The sequence below is a fragment of the Erysipelothrix urinaevulpis genome (assembly GCF_009828835.1).
In the GTDB taxonomy this organism is placed as follows: Bacteria; Bacillota_I; Bacilli_A; order Erysipelotrichales; family Erysipelotrichaceae; genus Erysipelothrix; species Erysipelothrix urinaevulpis.
Map to the genome: position 1 here is coordinate 107,798 of NZ_WTTB01000006.1, position 17,212 is coordinate 125,009.

General features: G+C 35.8%; 16 protein-coding genes and 1 tRNA gene. 15 read left to right on the forward strand and 2 right to left on the reverse strand.

The annotated features are described in order from the left end of the window. Positions 1-64: 64 nt before the first annotated feature. The 10 genes from adhE (at position 65) to GVV10_RS07785 (ending at position 11,273) form a co-directional block, all read left to right on the forward strand. Positions 65-2,677 (forward strand): bifunctional acetaldehyde-CoA/alcohol dehydrogenase, encoded by a 2,613-nt coding sequence (gene adhE, locus GVV10_RS07740; RefSeq protein WP_159521346.1) that lies wholly within the window; start codon positions 65-67, stop codon positions 2,675-2,677. An 80-nt stretch (positions 2,678-2,757) separates the two neighbouring features. After that, the gene (locus tag GVV10_RS07745; RefSeq protein WP_159521348.1) at positions 2,758-3,540 is read left to right on the forward strand and encodes a GNAT family N-acetyltransferase; all 783 of its coding nucleotides are present in this window, start codon (positions 2,758-2,760) and stop codon (positions 3,538-3,540) included. Positions 3,541-3,614: 74 nt separating this feature from the next. Further along, a complete protein-coding gene (gene deoD / locus GVV10_RS07750) occupies positions 3,615-4,328 on the forward strand; it encodes a purine-nucleoside phosphorylase (RefSeq protein WP_159521350.1) in 714 nt (237 codons plus the stop codon). 86 nt (positions 4,329-4,414) lie between these two features. Continuing rightward, positions 4,415-4,672, forward strand: a complete 258-nt coding sequence (locus tag GVV10_RS07755) for a metal-sensing transcriptional repressor (protein ID WP_159521360.1) — start codon at positions 4,415-4,417, stop codon at positions 4,670-4,672. 9 nt (positions 4,673-4,681) lie between these two features. Beyond that, positions 4,682-7,069, forward strand: a complete 2,388-nt coding sequence (locus tag GVV10_RS07760; protein ID WP_159521362.1) for a heavy metal translocating P-type ATPase — start codon at positions 4,682-4,684, stop codon at positions 7,067-7,069. Positions 7,070-7,084: 15 nt separating this feature from the next. Continuing rightward, positions 7,085-7,276, forward strand: a complete 192-nt coding sequence (locus GVV10_RS07765) for a heavy-metal-associated domain-containing protein (RefSeq protein ID WP_159521364.1) — start codon at positions 7,085-7,087, stop codon at positions 7,274-7,276. A 100-nt stretch (positions 7,277-7,376) separates the two neighbouring features. After that, a complete protein-coding gene (locus tag GVV10_RS07770; RefSeq protein ID WP_159521366.1) occupies positions 7,377-8,576 on the forward strand; it encodes a phosphoglycerate kinase in 1,200 nt (399 codons plus the stop codon). A 3-nt stretch (positions 8,577-8,579) separates the two neighbouring features. Further along, positions 8,580-9,323 carry a triose-phosphate isomerase gene (gene tpiA / locus GVV10_RS07775; protein WP_159521368.1) on the forward strand — a complete coding sequence of 248 codons (744 nt, stop codon included), beginning with the start codon at positions 8,580-8,582 and terminating at the stop codon, positions 9,321-9,323. A 22-nt stretch (positions 9,324-9,345) separates the two neighbouring features. Then, positions 9,346-10,641: a phosphopyruvate hydratase gene (gene eno, locus GVV10_RS07780; protein ID WP_159521370.1), complete on the forward strand. Its 1,296-nt coding sequence runs from the start codon at positions 9,346-9,348 to the stop codon at positions 10,639-10,641. Positions 10,642-10,682: 41 nt separating this feature from the next. Then, positions 10,683-11,273 carry an SIMPL domain-containing protein gene (locus GVV10_RS07785; protein ID WP_159521372.1) on the forward strand — a complete coding sequence of 197 codons (591 nt, stop codon included), beginning with the start codon at positions 10,683-10,685 and terminating at the stop codon, positions 11,271-11,273. A 229-nt stretch (positions 11,274-11,502) separates the two neighbouring features. Here GVV10_RS07785 and GVV10_RS07790 read toward each other — a convergent pair whose 3' ends face one another. After that, on the reverse strand, positions 11,503-12,147 hold the full coding sequence (locus GVV10_RS07790; protein ID WP_159521374.1) for a hypothetical protein: 645 nt from the start codon (positions 12,145-12,147) through the stop codon (positions 11,503-11,505). A gap of 163 nt (positions 12,148-12,310) precedes the next feature. Further along, positions 12,311-12,386: transfer RNA gene (locus GVV10_RS07795), tRNA-Lys, on the reverse strand. 200 nt (positions 12,387-12,586) lie between these two features. Between GVV10_RS07795 and GVV10_RS07800 the strand changes: the two genes are divergently transcribed. From GVV10_RS07800 to GVV10_RS07820, 5 genes are all read left to right on the forward strand, one after another. Then, positions 12,587-13,459 carry an NAD(P)/FAD-dependent oxidoreductase gene (locus GVV10_RS07800; protein ID WP_159521376.1) on the forward strand — a complete coding sequence of 291 codons (873 nt, stop codon included), beginning with the start codon at positions 12,587-12,589 and terminating at the stop codon, positions 13,457-13,459. 5 nt (positions 13,460-13,464) lie between these two features. Beyond that, positions 13,465-14,229 (forward strand): HAD family hydrolase, encoded by a 765-nt coding sequence (locus tag GVV10_RS07805; protein WP_159521378.1) that lies wholly within the window; start codon positions 13,465-13,467, stop codon positions 14,227-14,229. Positions 14,230-14,341: 112 nt separating this feature from the next. Further along, entirely contained in the window at positions 14,342-14,656 is a 315-nt protein-coding gene (locus GVV10_RS07810; protein ID WP_236261884.1) for an ArsR/SmtB family transcription factor, read from the forward strand. A 16-nt stretch (positions 14,657-14,672) separates the two neighbouring features. Beyond that, the gene (locus GVV10_RS07815) at positions 14,673-16,745 is read left to right on the forward strand and encodes a heavy metal translocating P-type ATPase (protein WP_159521382.1); all 2,073 of its coding nucleotides are present in this window, start codon (positions 14,673-14,675) and stop codon (positions 16,743-16,745) included. A gap of 81 nt (positions 16,746-16,826) precedes the next feature. Continuing rightward, the gene (locus GVV10_RS07820) at positions 16,827-17,201 is read left to right on the forward strand and encodes an Inorganic pyrophosphatase (protein WP_159521384.1); all 375 of its coding nucleotides are present in this window, start codon (positions 16,827-16,829) and stop codon (positions 17,199-17,201) included. Positions 17,202-17,212: the final 11 nt, after the last annotated feature.

A 17,212-nucleotide genomic window follows, 5' to 3' on the forward strand; every position in this document is an offset into this window, starting at 1 on the left:
CGTTTGTTTAACCAGTCAATACTTTGTAGGATATATGTGAAGATATTAACAAGGAGGAAGTTGTATGACAAAAAAAGTTGAAGTTAAAGTAGACAACGAAGTGAATGAAAAGGTTGCGAAAGCTAGACAAGCCTATACAGAGTTTCTTAGTTTAAATCAGGAAGAAGTAGACTTCATTGTAGCGAAAGCGAGTGTTGCGGGTGTTGATCAACACGGTTACTTAGCACAAGTTGCAATTGAAGAAACTGGCCGTGGCGTATTTGAAGATAAAGCAACAAAAAATATGTTTGCTTGTGAGCATGTTATTAATCATATGAGAAATTTAAAAACTGTGGGGATCATTAGTGATGATGATGTGACTGGTGTGACTGAGATTGCAGATCCTGTTGGGGTAATTTGTGCAATGACTCCTGTAACAAACCCGACATCGACAGCAATGTTTAAAGCGTTAATTGCTTTGAAAACACGTAATCCAATTATTTTCTCATTCCATCCATCTGCTCAAAGATGTAGTGTAGAAGCAGCCAAGGTCATTCGTGATGCCGCTGTAGCTGCTGGTGCACCTAAAGACTGTATCCAATGGATTGAAAAAGGATCGAAAGAAAAAACAGATGAATTAATGAATCATGAGGATGTTGCAACCATTCTAGCAACAGGTGGTAACGCCATGGTTAGAGCTGCTTATTCATGCGGTAAACCTGCACTTGGTGTTGGAGCAGGGAATGTTCCAGCCTATATTGAAAAAACAGCAGACGTTGCTCAAGCAGTTAATGATATCGCATTATCAAAAGGATTTGATAATGGAATGATTTGTGCTTCTGAGCAAGCATGTATTGTTGATAAAGAAATCTATAAAGAAGTTGTTGATCGTTTCAAGAACTACGGTGTCCATTTCATTAATAAAGATGAAAAAGCTAAACTTGAAAAATTCATGTTTGGTGTAGCTTCAACTGATAAAAATTATGCTGACGCTGTCTTAAATCCGAACATTGTCGGTAAAGATGCAACGTGGATTGCAGAACAAGCAGGCATTAAAGTACCAAGTAATACTGTTATCTTAGCAGCTGAATGTGCAGAAGTTGGTCCTAAAGAAGTCTTAACACGTGAAAAACTTTCTCCTGTCTTAGCGTTCTTAAAATCAAAGAGTACTGATAATGGTATTGAATTAGCACGTCAAATGGTTGAGTTTAATGGGTTAGGTCACTCTGCAGCAATTCATACAAAATCAAAAGAAATCTCAGAGCGATTTGGTGAAGCAATCCCAGCAATCCGTATTATTTGGAATTCACCATCAACATTTGGGGGAATTGGTAATGTTTATAATGACTTCATTCCTTCATTGACATTGGGTTGTGGGTCATATGGTCATAACTCTGTTGGTGACAACGTTGGTGCAGTTCACTTATTAAATATCAAAAAAGTAGGGAGACGAAACAATAATATGCAATGGTTTAAAGTTCCTCAAAGAATTTACTTCGAACGTAATTCTATTCGCTATCTATCAGAAATGAAAGATGTTCAAAAAGTATTTGTTGTTACCGATAAAGCAATGGTTGATTTAGGATTCTACTCCTTGATTGTTGAACAATTGAATGCAAGATCAAATCGTGTTGACATCCAAGTCTTTGCTGATGTTGAGCCAGATCCATCAATTGAAACAGTTGAACGTGGTGTTGAAATGATGAGAGCTTTCCAACCAGATACAATTATTGCTCTAGGTGGTGGTTCACCAATGGATGCTGCAAAAGGAATGTGGATCTTCTACGAACATCCAGATACAGACTTCAATGATTTAAAACAAAAATTCATTGATATTCGTAAACGTGCCTTTAAATATCCTGAGCTTGGATCGAAAGCACAAATGGTTTGTATTCCAACGACTTCCGGTACAGGGAGTGAAGTAACACCATTTGCGGTTATTACAGATAAAAAAGCAAATAAAAAATACCCATTAGCTGATTATTCTATGGTACCTAATGTTGCGATTGTCGACCCAATCTTTACAACGAATCTACCATCATCAGTGACTGCTGATACAGGGATGGATGTCTTAACTCATGCGACAGAAGCGTATGTTTCAAACTTTGCAAATGACTATACTGATGGTTTATGTATTCAAGCCATTAAATTAGTGTTCCAAAACCTAGAATTATGTGTCCATGATGGAAGCAATGAACTTGAAGCCCGTGAAAAAATGCATAATGCTTCAACGATGGCTGGGATGGCATTTGGTAATGCATTCCTAGGAATGAATCACTCAATGGCTCATAAATTTGGTGGACGATTCCATGTTCCTCATGGTCGTATCAATGCCATCTTGATGCCATATGTAATTCGTTACAACGGGACACATCCAGAGAAACCTTCTCTATGGCCAAAATACAATGTATACCGTGCTCATGAACGTTATGCTGAATTGGCAAGAATCTTAGGATTACCTGCAAATACAGTTGAAGAAGGTGTTGAGAGTTATGCTCAAGCATGTCATGACTTAGCAGTTCGTTGTGGTATTGAAATGAGTTTCAAAGCACAAGGTGTTGATGAAAAAGAATTCTTAAAACATGAAAAAGAATTAGCATACTTAGCGTATGAAGACCAATGTTCACCATGTAATCCTCGTTTACCGATGGTAGAAGATATGAGAACAATCTTCAAAAAAGCATACTACGGAGAGTAAGCTAATGTTAAACGTCATATCTATACGGTATGGCGTTTTTTTTTATTATGCTTATAATAAGATTAAAGAGGAGGTTTCAAATGAGAAAACTAGATAAACATGATGAAAAAGAACTAAGAAGGTTTTTAAATATAGAACCTCATGCTAATTTATTTTTATTAGGTGATTTGGATGCCTTTGGTTTTGATGAAATGAAACAAACATTCTATGGTTTTTTTAAGGATAAAGAATTAGTTGCAGTAATATTTACCTATTTAGATGATTCAATTCATGGTGTTATTCATGAAATGAATCAAGCAATTATTATTCAATTAAAAGAATTAATTCAGTTGAACAAGTATGCTTTCTTTAATTGTACAGAGAAAACAATGAATCATTTAGATGGCAGGATTGATTCACTGATTTTAGAGAAAAGAAAAACTATCATGTCTGTTTATACTCCTAAAAGTGACTTTAAGAACGATGATGAAGTGTTTGTGTTGAATGAAAACCATTCAACAGCAATAGTGGATTTGGAAAACTTATGTTTTGGCTTGTCTAATCGTAGCCTTAAGCAAGTTGAAGACGATCTCTTTAAAGGAAATCGGATGAGTTATGGTATGTTTTATGATAATCAATTGGTTGCAATTGCAAGTGCAGTGGCTGAAACTGACTTTAGTGTCATGGTTGTTGGTGTAGCAACACATCCTGATTACCGAAACAAAGGTTTTGCAAGTCGAGTTGTTAAAAAGATGAGTGATGATTATTACAAGAGAGGAAAGCAAGCGGTTTTGTTTTATAATAACCCTCAAGCGGCCTCAATCTATGAGCGACTTGGTTATGAACCGCTTGAGAATTATATAATGAATAAGATTAAGATATAAATCTTGGTTTACTGGTGTCTTTAATGTAATATAGTAATTGTATGATATAATTTTATCAGTGAAGGAGGAATATAATGTCAACACCACATATTAATGCTCAAGTTGGAGAAATCGCTAAGGTTGTTTTAATGCCAGGTGATCCACTTCGTGCTAAATTTATTGCAGAAACGTTCTTGGAGGATGTCACTGAATTTAATACAGTTAGAAATATGTTTGGCTATACAGGATTATATAAAGGTGAGAAAGTGTCCGTAATGGGATCTGGGATGGGAATGCCAAGTATCGGTATTTACTCATATGAACTTTATACAGTGTATGGCGTTGAAAGTATTATTCGTATTGGCTCAGCAGGGTCATACTCAGAAAAAGCAAATGTTTATGATGTCGTGCTTGCTGACTCAGCATATAGTGAATCTTCATTTGCGAAAGTAGCATTTGATTATGAGGAAGATGTTTTGCTTCCAAGTAAAGAATTAAATGAAGCTTTATTAGAAAGTGCAAAAAAGTTGGATGTTCCTGTTATTGTAGGACGTATCCATAGTAGTGATGTCTTCTATCGTGGAACAGGTGTCAGTTATCATGATCTAAGAGACAATCATGGTGTTCTATGTGTTGAGATGGAATCGTTTGCGTTGTTTGCGAATGCTCGTAAGTTGCATAAACAAGCTGCTTGTATTTTAACTATTTCAGATTCATTTGTAACAGAGGAAATTACAAGTGCAGAAGAAAGACAAACATCGTTTACAAAGATGATGGAAATCGCTTTAGATACAGCTATTAATCAATAAGACCGCTTCGGCGGTTTTTTTATTTGCTCAATAACGTTGACAAATGTAAACGGTCATGATACTATACCCCCATAGGAGAGGGTAGTATGAGAAAAGATGAAGCTATGAAAGCACTGAAAAATGCTCAAGGTCAAATGAATGCGGTTATGAAAATGATGGAAGATGATCGTTATTGTATTGATGTGTCGTATCAGGTCTTAGCAACCATCGCTTTATTAAAAAAAGCGAATGATTCTTTATTGAAACAACATATGGAACATTGTGTTATTGAAGCCTTTGAAGAAGGTAATGGTCAAGAAAAAATTGATGAAGTTATAAAATTAATGCATAAAATGATAGGATAGGTGAAGATGATGAGAGAGATAAAATTTAATGTTGAAGGAATGACCTGTGCTTCATGCCAAAGTCATGTTCAAAAAGCACTTGAGGGTGTTGAGGGTGTGAAAGATGTGTCTGTGAATTTAATGATGAATACGGCGAGTCTAAAGGTTGAGGATGATGTTGAAGAATCAAACCTGATTGACGTTGTCCAGGATGCAGGGTATGCATTAAGTACACAAAAAGGATTGAAATTTCATGTTGAGGATATGACATGTGCTTCTTGTGTTTCATCGATTGAATCCTATATCGGAAATCAGGATGGCATCAGTAATCTCGAGATTAATTTATTAGAGAAAGATGTAAGCTTGAATTATGATCCAAATAAAATCAATGAACAGACAATATTTGGCATGATTAAAGAGATTGGATATAGTCCTAGTTTTGCTCAAGAATCAACTTTAGATTCTAAATCAATGAAATTGTCACTCATTATTGCTGCAGTCATGGTCTATTTTACGATGGCTCCGATGATTAGTCCGATGTTTTTACCTGATTTTGTAAGGGCGGACTGGTATCCACTTCGTAATGCATTAATTCAAGTCGTTTTAACGATACCGGTGTTGGTCTTGAATCGTGATATTTTCAAGCGGGGATTTAAAGCACTAGCGAAACGTTATCCGAATATGGATTCTTTAGTTGCGGTAGGAACGAGTGCTGCCATTATTTATTCAGCATATGGATTAATCCAAATTATTGGTGGAAATGTTGAATTTATTCATCACTTGTATTTTGAAAGTGCAGTGGTTATCCTAGCGTTAATTAAACTTGGGAATTATTTAGAGGATAAAAGTAAAGAGCAAACCAAATCATCACTTGCTTCATTGTTGGCATTACAACCAGACGATGCTATTTTACTTGAAGATGGCGTGAAAAAAATAATTCCTTTATCTCAGATAAAATTAGGAGATATTCTCTTGGTTAAACCAGGCATGAATATTCCAGCCGATGCGAAGGTCGTCTTTGGAAATACAAGTATTGATGAATCGATGTTAAGTGGTGAAAGTTTGCCGGTTGATAAGACCGTAGATGATGAAGTCAGTCTTGGAACCAGCAATACAAGTGGTACCATTCAAATTGAAGTGACAAAACTTCAATCAGAATCGAAATTATCACAAATTATAAAAATGGTTGAAGATGCTCAAAATGATAAAGCTCCCATAGCTCGGTTAGCGGATGAGGTCTCAGCTGTCTTTGTTCCCATTGTTTTTGTCATTGCAATTGTCTCGTTTATTCTTTGGTTCGTATTTACAAAAGATCTTGAATTGTCATTAACAATCTTTATCTCTATCCTTGTGATTGCTTGTCCATGTGCTTTAGGGCTTGCAACACCGACTGCCATTATGGTAGGGACAGGTCGTGGTGCAGAAAATGGTGTCTTTTATAAATCGGCAACTGCATTAGAAACTGCATCAAAGATTGATACTGTGATTTTTGATAAGACTGGTACCCTGACTCAAGGTAATTTAAGTGTTGTGAATACGAAGATTCCAAAAGATAAAGACTATATTCTTGATTTGGTTTCCTCAGTAGAATCGATGTCAGAACATCCTTTATCAAAAGCAATGGTGCTTAATGATAGTAAAAAATACGATGTACAAAATTTTGAAGCGTTGTTTGGTCGTGGGGTTAAAGCGAATGCTGATAATCAAGAAATCTATATCGGTAATCGTAAATTAATGAATGAACAAGCGATCGAAGTGAGTGTGTTTGATCAAGAATTTAATAACTGGTCATCGAAAGGACAAACGGTTGTATATGTTGCTTTAGATAATCAGGTTGTTGGTGTGATTGGTATCGCTGATGTCATCAAAGATGAGTCAAAACAAACAATTCAACAACTCCATAAAATGGGTAAAAAAGTTGTGATGTTGACCGGTGATAATCACTTGACAGCTCAAGCGATTGCGGATGAATTAAATATTGATGAGGTTATTGCGGAAGTCTTACCCGATGAGAAATCACAATGGGTTGAAAAATTCCAAAAAGATTCTAAGGTACTGATGGTAGGTGATGGTGTAAATGATGCGGTTGCATTAACACGAGCTGATGTTGGTGTTGCTGTTGCTGAAGGATCGGATGTGGCCTTAGATTCAGCGGATATTGTATTAATTAAAGATGATCTAGAATCTTTAGTCTTTGCGTTGAAATTGTCTGAAAAAACACTATCAACGATCAAGCAAAACTTATTTTGGGCTTTTGCTTATAACGTAATTGGGATCCCATTTGCTGCTGGATTATTCCATGTGTTATTCAATGGACCTTTCCTAAATCCAATGATTGCAGGGGCTGCAATGGCATTTTCTTCAATCTCTGTTGTGTTGAATGCGTTGCGTTTAAAACGTGTTTCGATTAAAATGTAAGTGGAGGGTGTTAAGATGAAACGAATAATATTTGTTAGAGATATGTCGTGTCAAAAATGTGTAGATCGTATCGCAAATGAATTAGATAATACACGATTAGACTATGAGATTAATTTAAAAAATAAAAGTGTTGCAATTGAAGGTGACAATGATGCACTTTATGTTGCAAAGCAAGCAATTGCACAAGCAGGCTATACAGTAATGTAAAACCTGCTTTTTTTATGTGAATTCGTCGACTAGTTCATGGTTTTCATTGTGAAGTCTAAGGTTATTTGATATAATGAAGGGCGTAAATAAGGAGGAAATTATGGCTAAAAGAACTGTCAGTGATTTGGATGTTGCTGGAAAACGCGTAATTGTTCGTGTTGACTTCAACGTTCCATTAAATGATGGCGTCATTACTGATGATAATCGTATTATGGGTGCTTTACCAACAATTAAGTATCTCATTGAAAATAATGCGAAGATTGTCCTTATGTCGCATTTGGGTAAAATCAATCATAAAGATGCTGAAAAAACAGAAGCAGATAAAGCTAAAAACACACTAGCACCAGTTGCTAAACGTTTACAAGAGTTATTGCCTGATACAAAGATTACCTTTGTTGGAGCAACACGTGGAAACGAATTAGAGGAAGCAGTAAATTCATTGAACGATGGCGATATCGTCTTGATGGAAAATACTCGTTATGAAATTGGTGAAACAAAAAATGATGAAAACTTAGCACGTTACTGGGCAAGTTTGGGTGAATTATTTGTCAGTGATGCATTCGGTACGGTTCACCGTTCTCATGCTTCAACTGTAGGGATCGCTCAATTCTTACCTTCAGCACTTGGTTTCTTAGTAGAAAAAGAAGTTAAGTTCTTAGGTGAAGCGATTTACTCACCAAAAAGACCGTTTGTCGCAATTCTAGGTGGGGCAAAAGTTAGCGATAAAATTAATGTTATCGAAAACTTATTGGAAGTTGCTGATAAAGTTATTGTTGGTGGAGGAATGGCTTATACATTCTTTAAAGCTCAAGGTTATGAGATTGGGACTTCTTTATTAGAAGAAGACCGTATTGAAGTAGCTAAGGCTATCCTTGAAAAAGCGGATGGAAAACTTATTTTGCCAATTGATACAGTTGTTGCAAAAGAGTTTGCACCTGATGCAGAAGCAATCGTTGTTAACTCAACAGAAATTCCTAGTGACTATATGGGTCTAGATATTGGACCTAAGACAATTGAACTTTTCAAAAAAGAATTGGAAGGTGCAAAAACAGTTGTTTGGAATGGTCCAATGGGAGTCTTTGAATTCGAAGCCTTCGCAAATGGTACAAAAGGTATCTGTAAAGCTATTACAGAAGTGCCTGATGTCTTAAGCGTTATTGGTGGTGGTGATTCTGCTGCAGCAGCAATCCAACTTGGATTTAAAGATCAAATTTCGCACATCTCTACAGGTGGCGGAGCTAGCTTAGAGTTTATGGAAGGGAAGGAGTTGCCTGGTATAGCTATAATCCAGGACAAGTAAAATATGAGAAAACCAATTATTTTTGGAAACTGGAAAATGAATAAGACCAATGCAGAAGCAAAAGCATTCTTTGAGGGTGTTGATGCACATGTAACAGATAAAGCAGACTTTGGTGTTGCTGTTCCTTTTACAACATTGGGAACATGTGTTGATAACTCAACAAAATTACACGTTGCAGCTCAAAATATGCATTTTGAAGCAAACGGTGCATACACTGGTGAAATTTCAGCAGGTATGTTAAATGAATTGGGCGTTAAGTGGGTTGTTTTAGGACACTCAGAGAGACGTCAATACTTTAATGAAACAGATAAAGACATCAACAAAAAAGCAGCTGTTGCCATTGAAAATGGTATGATTCCAATTGTTTGTGTTGGTGAAACATTGTATGAATTTGAAGCGGATAAGACAGAAAGTGTTGTTCGTAAACAAGTTTCAGGATGCTTAAGTGGTTTGAATGCAGACGATGTTAAAAATCTTGTCATTGCTTATGAACCAGTATGGGCTATTGGTACAGGTAAGAGTGCAACCGTTGAAATTGCACAAAATACATGTGCTTTAGTTCGTGATGAAGTTCGTAACTTATTTGGAAATGATGTTGCTGAAGCAGTTCGTATTCAATACGGTGGTTCAGTAAAACCAAATAACATTGAAGAGTATATGTCACAAGCTGATATCGATGGTGCACTCATTGGTGGAGCATCATTAGAAGTTGATTCATTTAAAGAAATTATTGACGCAATTAAATAAAACAAATAAGGAGGATATTTAAATGCCATTTATTATTGATATTTACGGACGTGAAGTTATTGACTCACGTGGTAACCCAACAGTTGAAGTTGAAGTACGTACAGATTCAGGTGCTTTCGGACGTGCAATCGTTCCTAGTGGAGCATCAACAGGTGAGCGTGAAGCTTTAGAATTACGTGACGGTGATAAAGATCGTTTCGGTGGAAAAGGTGTTTTAAAAGCAGTTGAAAATGTTAACAATGTTATTGCTGATGCATTGTTAGGTTACGATGTAACAGAACAAACATTAATTGACGAAGCAATGATCAAACTTGATGGAACAGATTTCAAATCAAACTTAGGTGCTAACGCAATCTTAGGTGTTTCATTAGCTTGTGCTCGTGCAGCAGCTGACTACCAAGGTATGCCATTATACAAATACTTAGGTGGATTCAATGCGAAAGAATTACCTGTTCCAATGATGAACGTTATCAATGGTGGATCACACGCTGACTCATCAGTTGATTTCCAAGAATACATGATTATGCCAGTTAGTGCAAAATCAATCAAAGAAGCATTACGTATGGGTGCTGAAACTTTCCATGCATTAAAAGATGTATTGAAAGAAAAAGGACATGTTACAGCTGTTGGTGATGAAGGTGGATTCGCTCCAAACTTAGCAAGTAACGAAGAGCCACTAGAAGTAATCGTTGAAGCAATCAAACGTGCTGGATATGTACCAGGAAAAGACATTGTCTTAGCAATGGACGTTGCAGCTAGTGAATTCTATGATGCAGACAAAGGTGTTTATGTCTTGTCAAAGAGCTCAGGCGAAGAATTAACAGTTGACCAAATGATCGATATGTTTGAAGACTTTGTTGAAAAATATCCAATCGTATCAATCGAAGATGGATTGGCAGAAAACGACTGGGATGGTTGGAAAACATTAACAGATCGTTTAGGCGATAAAATTCAAATTGTTGGTGATGACTTGTTCGTTACAAACCCAACATTCTTGAAAAAAGGAATTGAAAAAGGAATTGCTAACTCAATTCTTATCAAAATTAACCAAATCGGTACAATTACTGAAACATTTGATGCTATGGAAATGGCAAAACGTGCTGGTTATACTTCAGTAGTTTCACACCGTTCAGGAGAAACAGAAGACTCAAGTATTGCTGACATCGCTGTAGCATTCAATGCTGGTCAAATCAAAACAGGTTCAATGAGTAGAACAGATCGTATGGCAAAATACAATCAATTACTACGTATTGAAGATGAATTAGAAACATCAGCAAAATACTCAGGAATGGACACATTCTTCAACATTAAAAAATAATTAAAGCCTCGTTTGAGGCTTTTTTACTTTGGAGGTAAACAATGAGAACAATTAAAGTAAAAGGAAGTTCACAAATATTTGCTCGTCCAGATTCGATGGAATTGAAGTTTGAGTTGGCATATGAAAATCCGTTGTATGGAGAAGCTCTTAAAAGTTTACGTAAAGATCATTTGTCATTAATTAGGAGTTTGAGTGACCTAGGTTTTAAAAGTGACTATTTAAAGACAAGTGCAATGAATGTGCAAGTGTTGATGGCACATGATGAATTACCCAAGCGGTTTAGAGTATCACAGAGATTTGTTTATCGTGATAAAGTTGATTTGGATCGCTTAACAAATCTTCTTGAATCAATGGAAATGAGTGAAGATCTAAATTTTTCAATCCAATACTATAGCAGTAAGCTTGAGACGCAAGTCGAAGAAGCATTAATATTGGCATTGAAAGATGCGAAGGCAAAGGCTAAGGTTTTAGCCTTAGAATCAGATTGTAAACTACATGAAATCATTGAAATTGTTGAGCATGATGAACATTATCCAAATATGCTTAGGACGATGCAAGAAGACTTTCTACAAACATCACCGGATGATATCAGTATAGCTCAAACTATCACAGTAACTTGGTCTCTTAAATAATACAAAAGTCAGCTTCTATCACACGATAAAAGCTGACTTTTATATTTATTAATATAGAGAGAAAGTCTTACTTGTCCTTTTGTTAACGTCAAGAAGTATGGGTAAAGCTCGTTTTAACCTAAGAATACTAATCTTAAGCAGGCATCGACTATATTCACGAATCTATACGAACTCAAATTAAAATCAATTTTTTAATTGGTATCAATCAATGGTCATAAAAAATTAATAATTAATTTTCTTTTACTTTTGCGTTTAAAAGTTTTTCAATCAAAACTTCATATGATTCCGTATCATCTAACGGTTTATATGAAATATCTGATTCTTGCATTTCAAAGTTTATTTTTGAAAGCTTGTCGGTGATTTCTATAGCAGGATAGGCTTCCATTTGACGAATGTCACTCAAGAGATTATGTATTTCGGATAGATGAAGTTCTACCTTATCTTCTTCACCCGTAAACCAATAAACATAATCAAAGCCATGTAGCATTTTATTGTTTGTTAAGTCACTGGCTAAATAAAAAGCATTTGAATTATCTATTTTGTTGTAATCATCATATTTGTTTGAAGTATCAAATTCGTTTGTATAGACACCGTCTGAATTTGCATAATAGTCAAAAGTATAGATTTCCTCATTAGAATATACTCCATAGAATGTTGTTTCATGTATTTTTTCATTTGGTCCAATTTTTATTATACTAAAGCGCATATGGTCTTGTGATACCAGACTTGTTTCCTTTATTTTTTCAGGAACTTCTGTTTCGGATATGAATGTCATTCCTTCATATTTCTCAATTATTTCGGAAGCCTTTGATTCGTTACTACTGCATGATGTTAAAACAAAGATAGTACACAACAAAATCAACAATTTTTTCATGATATCCTCCTCAAATTATTTAATTACATTGTATCATATTAAAGCGGTTATTAACATTTCTCAGTAAGCTAAAAGAAACATCCGACGTTGTTAGTGAAAAGTAGGAATAGGTATAAAAAAACTGAAAGCGTAAATTAATAGAGGCTTTCAGATCAATTTATATTGGTGCTCCGTCACGGGATCGAACCGTGGACCCACTGATTAAGAGTCAGTTGCTCTACCTACTGAGCTAACGGAGCGTTTACTAGTAAATTATAACGCTTTGAGACTAAAAATCAATGGTTTTGTCGTAAAAAAATAAATATTTCGTCTAAAATTATGCGATATTTATCTATTGTATATTTTATATAAAGTTTATTGTGATTTATTACAACGTTTGCTTCATCTTGAAGTAGCCGAGGTGATAGTCTATAATTAATAAATGGTATAGAGGTGAAACATGAGAAAAGTTGAAGCTTTAATAATAGGTAAAGGACCGGCAGGCGTTCAAGCGGCTATTTACCTAAAACGTGGTGGAGTCGATCCGATTGTTATTGGCAAAGATATTGGGGCTAGTGAAATGGCTCATAAAATTGATAATTTTTATGGCTTTCCTGGAGTGAGTGGCATTAATTTAATTCAACAAGGAATTGAACATGCACTGGCATTAGATATTGAAGTCCTAGAAGATGAAGTAACTTCGATTAGTTATGAGGATGGATTTATTGTTGAAAGTACTTCGGGGACTTTTCATGCCCAAACAGTGTTAATGGCAACAGGAGCGCATCGAAATATTCCCAGAATCCGTCGAATTAGAAATTATGAAGGAAAAGGAATTTCGTATTGTGCAGTCTGTGATGCCTTCTTTTTTAAAGGTAAACATTTGGCGGTACTTGGGGCTGGTAAATATGCTGAAAGTGAAATTAAGGTCTTAGAAGCAATCAGTGATCATGTTATGTTATTAACAGATGGTCAAGAACTTGAAGGTGAATTTCCAAGTGGTATTAAAATTATTACAGATCGGTTAAAAGCTGTATACGGTGATGAACACTTAGAAGGTATTGAATTTAGAGATGGTAGTAAACTGGAACTTGATGGCTTATTTGTAGCAGTAGGAACTGCAAGCAGCAGTGATCTTGCTCAAAAACTTGGGGTTCAAGTTGAGGGAAATAAAGTGGTGGTTGATCAGAAAATGATGAGTAATATTCCAGGGTTATTTGCTGCTGGGGATTGTGTGCCTGGAGTACAACAAATTGCGAAAGCTGTCGGTGATGGTTGTGTTGCTGGTATGAGTATGGTTGACTATTTAAGAGATAAGAAAAGAGGAAAATAGATTTAATGAAGCTTTTTGCGAGTGATTATGATGGGACCTTGTATAAAAATAGAGAAATTACAGATTATGATTTAGGAATGATTCAGCGTTTTAGGGAAGAAGGGCATAAATTTGGAATTGTGACTGGGAGAACGATTGATTCTATATTATTCGAAATCAACAAGCATAATATTCCTTATGATTTTGTTGTTGGAATTAATGGTGGTGTTGTTTTAACGAAGGATCATGAAGAATTGTTTGTTAGTGAGTTATCTCAAAATGTTGCGGAAGCTGTCATGGAGACACTTCAAGATGAACGGGTCCTATATTATGGCGTTAATGATGGATATGGGATGTCTAGGGTTCATGTTGATGCTGAAGACAATGAAACAGAATTTAATATTAAGTTAAGCACACTTGATGAGTTGAAAGTAAGAGGATTTAAAGCAATGTATGTACGCAGTAAATCTGATGAGCATGCCTATCAAGTTGCGAGTAAAATCAATGAAATGTATAACGATTATGGTATAGAAGCTTATCCTAATACGAGTGCAGTTGACATTGGTTGTAGAGATGTTAGCAAATCAACCGGTATTCAACATATTCTTGATCACCTTGGATACACTAAAGATCAAGTTTATACGGTGGGTGATGCGCATAATGATGCCCCGATGTTGGTTGATTATACTAGTTTTGTGATGAGTAATGGTGTCGATGCGGTCAAAAAATATGCGAATCAAGTGGTTGATAGTGTAGGCGAAGCGATTGCGTTGACTCTCGAAAAATATTAAAGATGCGACAAGCATCTTTTTTTTGGGAGTAAAAGTCATAATGACTTGCAAAGGGTAGCGAAAAGGACTACAATATGAATACATGAACAACCACTCATGTATTGGAGGGACTATGGAAGATATCGATTCATTAAAAGACTTTCTTCTGGATGAGGAAGAATATCATGATTTATCAGAACTATTTAAAATGTTTTCTGATCCAACACGTTTACGTATTTTTACTGTTTTAGCTCAAGGTGCCATCCGTGTTGATGACTTAAGGTTGACGCTTGATATGACGCAGTCGGCTATATCACATCAATTGTCATCGTTACGTAAATTAAATTTAGTCAAAACTAGGCGAGTTGGACGAAATATTTACTATTCATTAAGTGATGATCACGTTATGCAAATCTTTATGCAAGCATTGGAACACGTTAGAGAATAAAGGGGTATATAAAAAGATGGAAAAGATTAAAGAAATTAAATTTGATTTGGAAGGCTTAACTTGTGCCGATTGTGCAGGTAAGATTCAAGATGAACTTGGGAAGAGAACTGATGTAAAACAGGCACGGGTTGATGTTGTTTTAGGTAAGGCTATCTTAGAAATGAATGAGGAAACAGACATTACTGAGGACTTTCTTGCAGATATTACATCGACAGTTCATAAGATTGATCCAATTGGAGTTCGTTTAGAAGGAACAAAGAACCATGAACACGACCATGATCATGAGCATGCGCCAATGAGTCGTTTTATTTATTTAGGCGTCATATTGATTGGTTTACGATTACTTCTAGGGGAATCGATTTGGCTGAATGCATTGATTGTTGCTGCCTATTTTCTAGTCGGTTTTCCCGTTTTAAAAGGTGCATGGAATAGTATCAAAAATGGTAACTATTTCGATGAGACTGTCTTAATGTCTGTCGCAACCATTGGTGCTTTATTCATTAGAGAATATTCAGAAGCGTTAGGTGTTATGGTCTTTTATAGCATTGGTGAGTATTACCAACATAAAGCCGTGGATGATTCACGTGCTTCAATCAAAGCATTGCTTGATAAACGTCCTGAGTTTGCTCGACGTTTAAGGGATGGTGTTGAAGAAGTCGTTGCCTGTGAAGAGATTAATGTGAGTGATGTTATTCGTATATTACCTTCTGATCAAGTTCCACTTGATGGCGTAATTATTAAAGGTCAAACAAGCCTAGATATGTCTTCTTTAACTGGCGAATCGGTACCTGTTAATGTTGACTTAGGACAAGAGGTTTTATCAGGTAGTTTAAACGTAGCGGCTCCAATTGAGTTAGAAGTTACGGCAAGTTACTCAAATTCAACCATTACCAAAATGTTAGATCTGATCGAAAATTCATCACAAAACAAGGCAGAAACAGAAATTTTTATGACTAAATTTTCGAAGGTCTATACTCCAATTGTGTTTGCATTATCATTGATTATTATGATTGTGGTAGGATTTTTGAGTCAAGATTTATATTCTGGACTCTATCGTGGTCTTGTTTTCTTAGTTATCAGTTGTCCATGTGCCCTTGTTCTCTCAATTCCTTTGGGATATTTTGCAGGGATTGGTCGAGCCAGTCGCTCAGGTATCTTAATAAAGGGTGGCGAGTCAATTGAAGCAATGTCAGCAATTACGGGGGTTGTCTTTGATAAAACAGGAACATTAACCCAAGGAAAAATGCAAGTAACAGAGGTTGTTGGCGATGATAAGATTCTTGAGATTGCCGCTCATCTTGAATCGTTTTCAAATCATCCAATCGGAAAAGCAATCGTTGATCACTATGATGGTGTGATTGAGCAAAGCAAAGTAACGAATTTAAATGAAGTGTTTGGAAAAGGGATTACCGCACAGTATGAAGGAAAAGATGTCTTTGTGGGTTCACTAAAAGAGCTTGAAGCACAAGGGTATGATGTGGATGTTTATAAGAATAATAAGACATCGGTTGTTGTTTTGTGTGATTCACAAGTACTAGGTGCTTTATATCTTGAAGACGAATTAAGAGATGATAGTATTGCCCTAATTAAAGCACTGCATGACCGTAATATCAAAACGGTTGTGTTGAGTGGTGATCGCCAAGAGGTTGTCGATGAAACAGCTCAAAAAGCTGGCATTGATCTTGCGCTTGGAGGTTTACTCCCAGATGATAAGGTGAATGAATTTACACGTTTAAAAAATGAAATGACAGGCTCATTAGCTTATGTTGGCGATGGCATGAATGACGCGGCAGTTCTTGGGATGAGTGATGTTGGATTCTCAATGGGTCAAATTGGTAACGATTTAGCCATTGAATATTCTGATGTTGTGCTTGTTAATGATCAACCACTACAAATAATAGAGGCGATTGATATTTCAAAACGTACTCAAAAAATTACATGGATGAATATTATTTTCATTCTTTTGATAAAAGTTTCAGTCTTATTATTAGGAAGCTTGGGAATGGCTAAAATGTGGCAAGCAGTCATTGCGGATGTTGGTGTTAGTTTATTAGCTGTTCTAAATGCAATGAGAATAATGAGAGATTAGTCATCTGAATCCTTTACGTCATGAAACTATTTACATTATTTGAAACAAGATGTATAATACTTGAGAGAGGTAAGGGCAGATATGGACAAATTACTAAATAATGGATACTTTTGGCAGAAAATTGATTCGTTAATTCTATCAACGAATGTTGTTATTTCTCAAGAAAAAGGATCCCGTCATTCAAAATATATTAATATGGTGTATCCTGTTAACTATGGTTACCTAGAAGATACGGATGCGATTAAAGTCTTTAAAGGCAGTGATAAACGTTCCAAAGTTGATGCGGTTTTGGTTGTTGCCGATATCTTAAAGCGTGATCTTGAAGTTAAATTACTTTGGGGATGCACTCCGGAAGAAGAAACAGAAATATTACTATTTATCAATCAGACAGATTATCAAAAAAGTATATTAGTACGTCGTGGGAATGAAATTCCTGAATGGGCGATTACAGATTAAAAAAAAGGAGC

Bases quoted from the DNA above. Each gene is read 5' to 3' on its own strand.
- adhE (WP_159521346.1), top strand. From the start codon at position 65: ATGACAAAAAAAGTTGAAGTTAAAGTAGACAACGAAGTGAATGAAAAG.
- GVV10_RS07745 (WP_159521348.1), top strand. From the start codon at position 2,758: ATGAGAAAACTAGATAAACATGATGAAAAAGAACTAAGAAGGTTTTTA.
- deoD (WP_159521350.1), top strand. From the start codon at position 3,615: ATGTCAACACCACATATTAATGCTCAAGTTGGAGAAATCGCTAAGGTT.
- GVV10_RS07755 (WP_159521360.1), top strand. From the start codon at position 4,415: ATGAGAAAAGATGAAGCTATGAAAGCACTGAAAAATGCTCAAGGTCAA.
- GVV10_RS07760 (WP_159521362.1), top strand. From the start codon at position 4,682: ATGAGAGAGATAAAATTTAATGTTGAAGGAATGACCTGTGCTTCATGC.
- GVV10_RS07765 (WP_159521364.1), top strand. From the start codon at position 7,085: ATGAAACGAATAATATTTGTTAGAGATATGTCGTGTCAAAAATGTGTA.
- GVV10_RS07770 (WP_159521366.1), top strand. From the start codon at position 7,377: ATGGCTAAAAGAACTGTCAGTGATTTGGATGTTGCTGGAAAACGCGTA.
- tpiA (WP_159521368.1), top strand. From the start codon at position 8,580: ATGAGAAAACCAATTATTTTTGGAAACTGGAAAATGAATAAGACCAAT.
- eno (WP_159521370.1), top strand. From the start codon at position 9,346: ATGCCATTTATTATTGATATTTACGGACGTGAAGTTATTGACTCACGT.
- GVV10_RS07785 (WP_159521372.1), top strand. From the start codon at position 10,683: ATGAGAACAATTAAAGTAAAAGGAAGTTCACAAATATTTGCTCGTCCA.
- GVV10_RS07790 (WP_159521374.1), bottom strand. From the start codon at position 12,147: ATGAAAAAATTGTTGATTTTGTTGTGTACTATCTTTGTTTTAACATCA.
- GVV10_RS07800 (WP_159521376.1), top strand. From the start codon at position 12,587: ATGAGAAAAGTTGAAGCTTTAATAATAGGTAAAGGACCGGCAGGCGTT.
- GVV10_RS07805 (WP_159521378.1), top strand. From the start codon at position 13,465: ATGAAGCTTTTTGCGAGTGATTATGATGGGACCTTGTATAAAAATAGA.
- GVV10_RS07810 (WP_236261884.1), top strand. From the start codon at position 14,342: ATGGAAGATATCGATTCATTAAAAGACTTTCTTCTGGATGAGGAAGAA.
- GVV10_RS07815 (WP_159521382.1), top strand. From the start codon at position 14,673: ATGGAAAAGATTAAAGAAATTAAATTTGATTTGGAAGGCTTAACTTGT.
- GVV10_RS07820 (WP_159521384.1), top strand. From the start codon at position 16,827: ATGGACAAATTACTAAATAATGGATACTTTTGGCAGAAAATTGATTCG.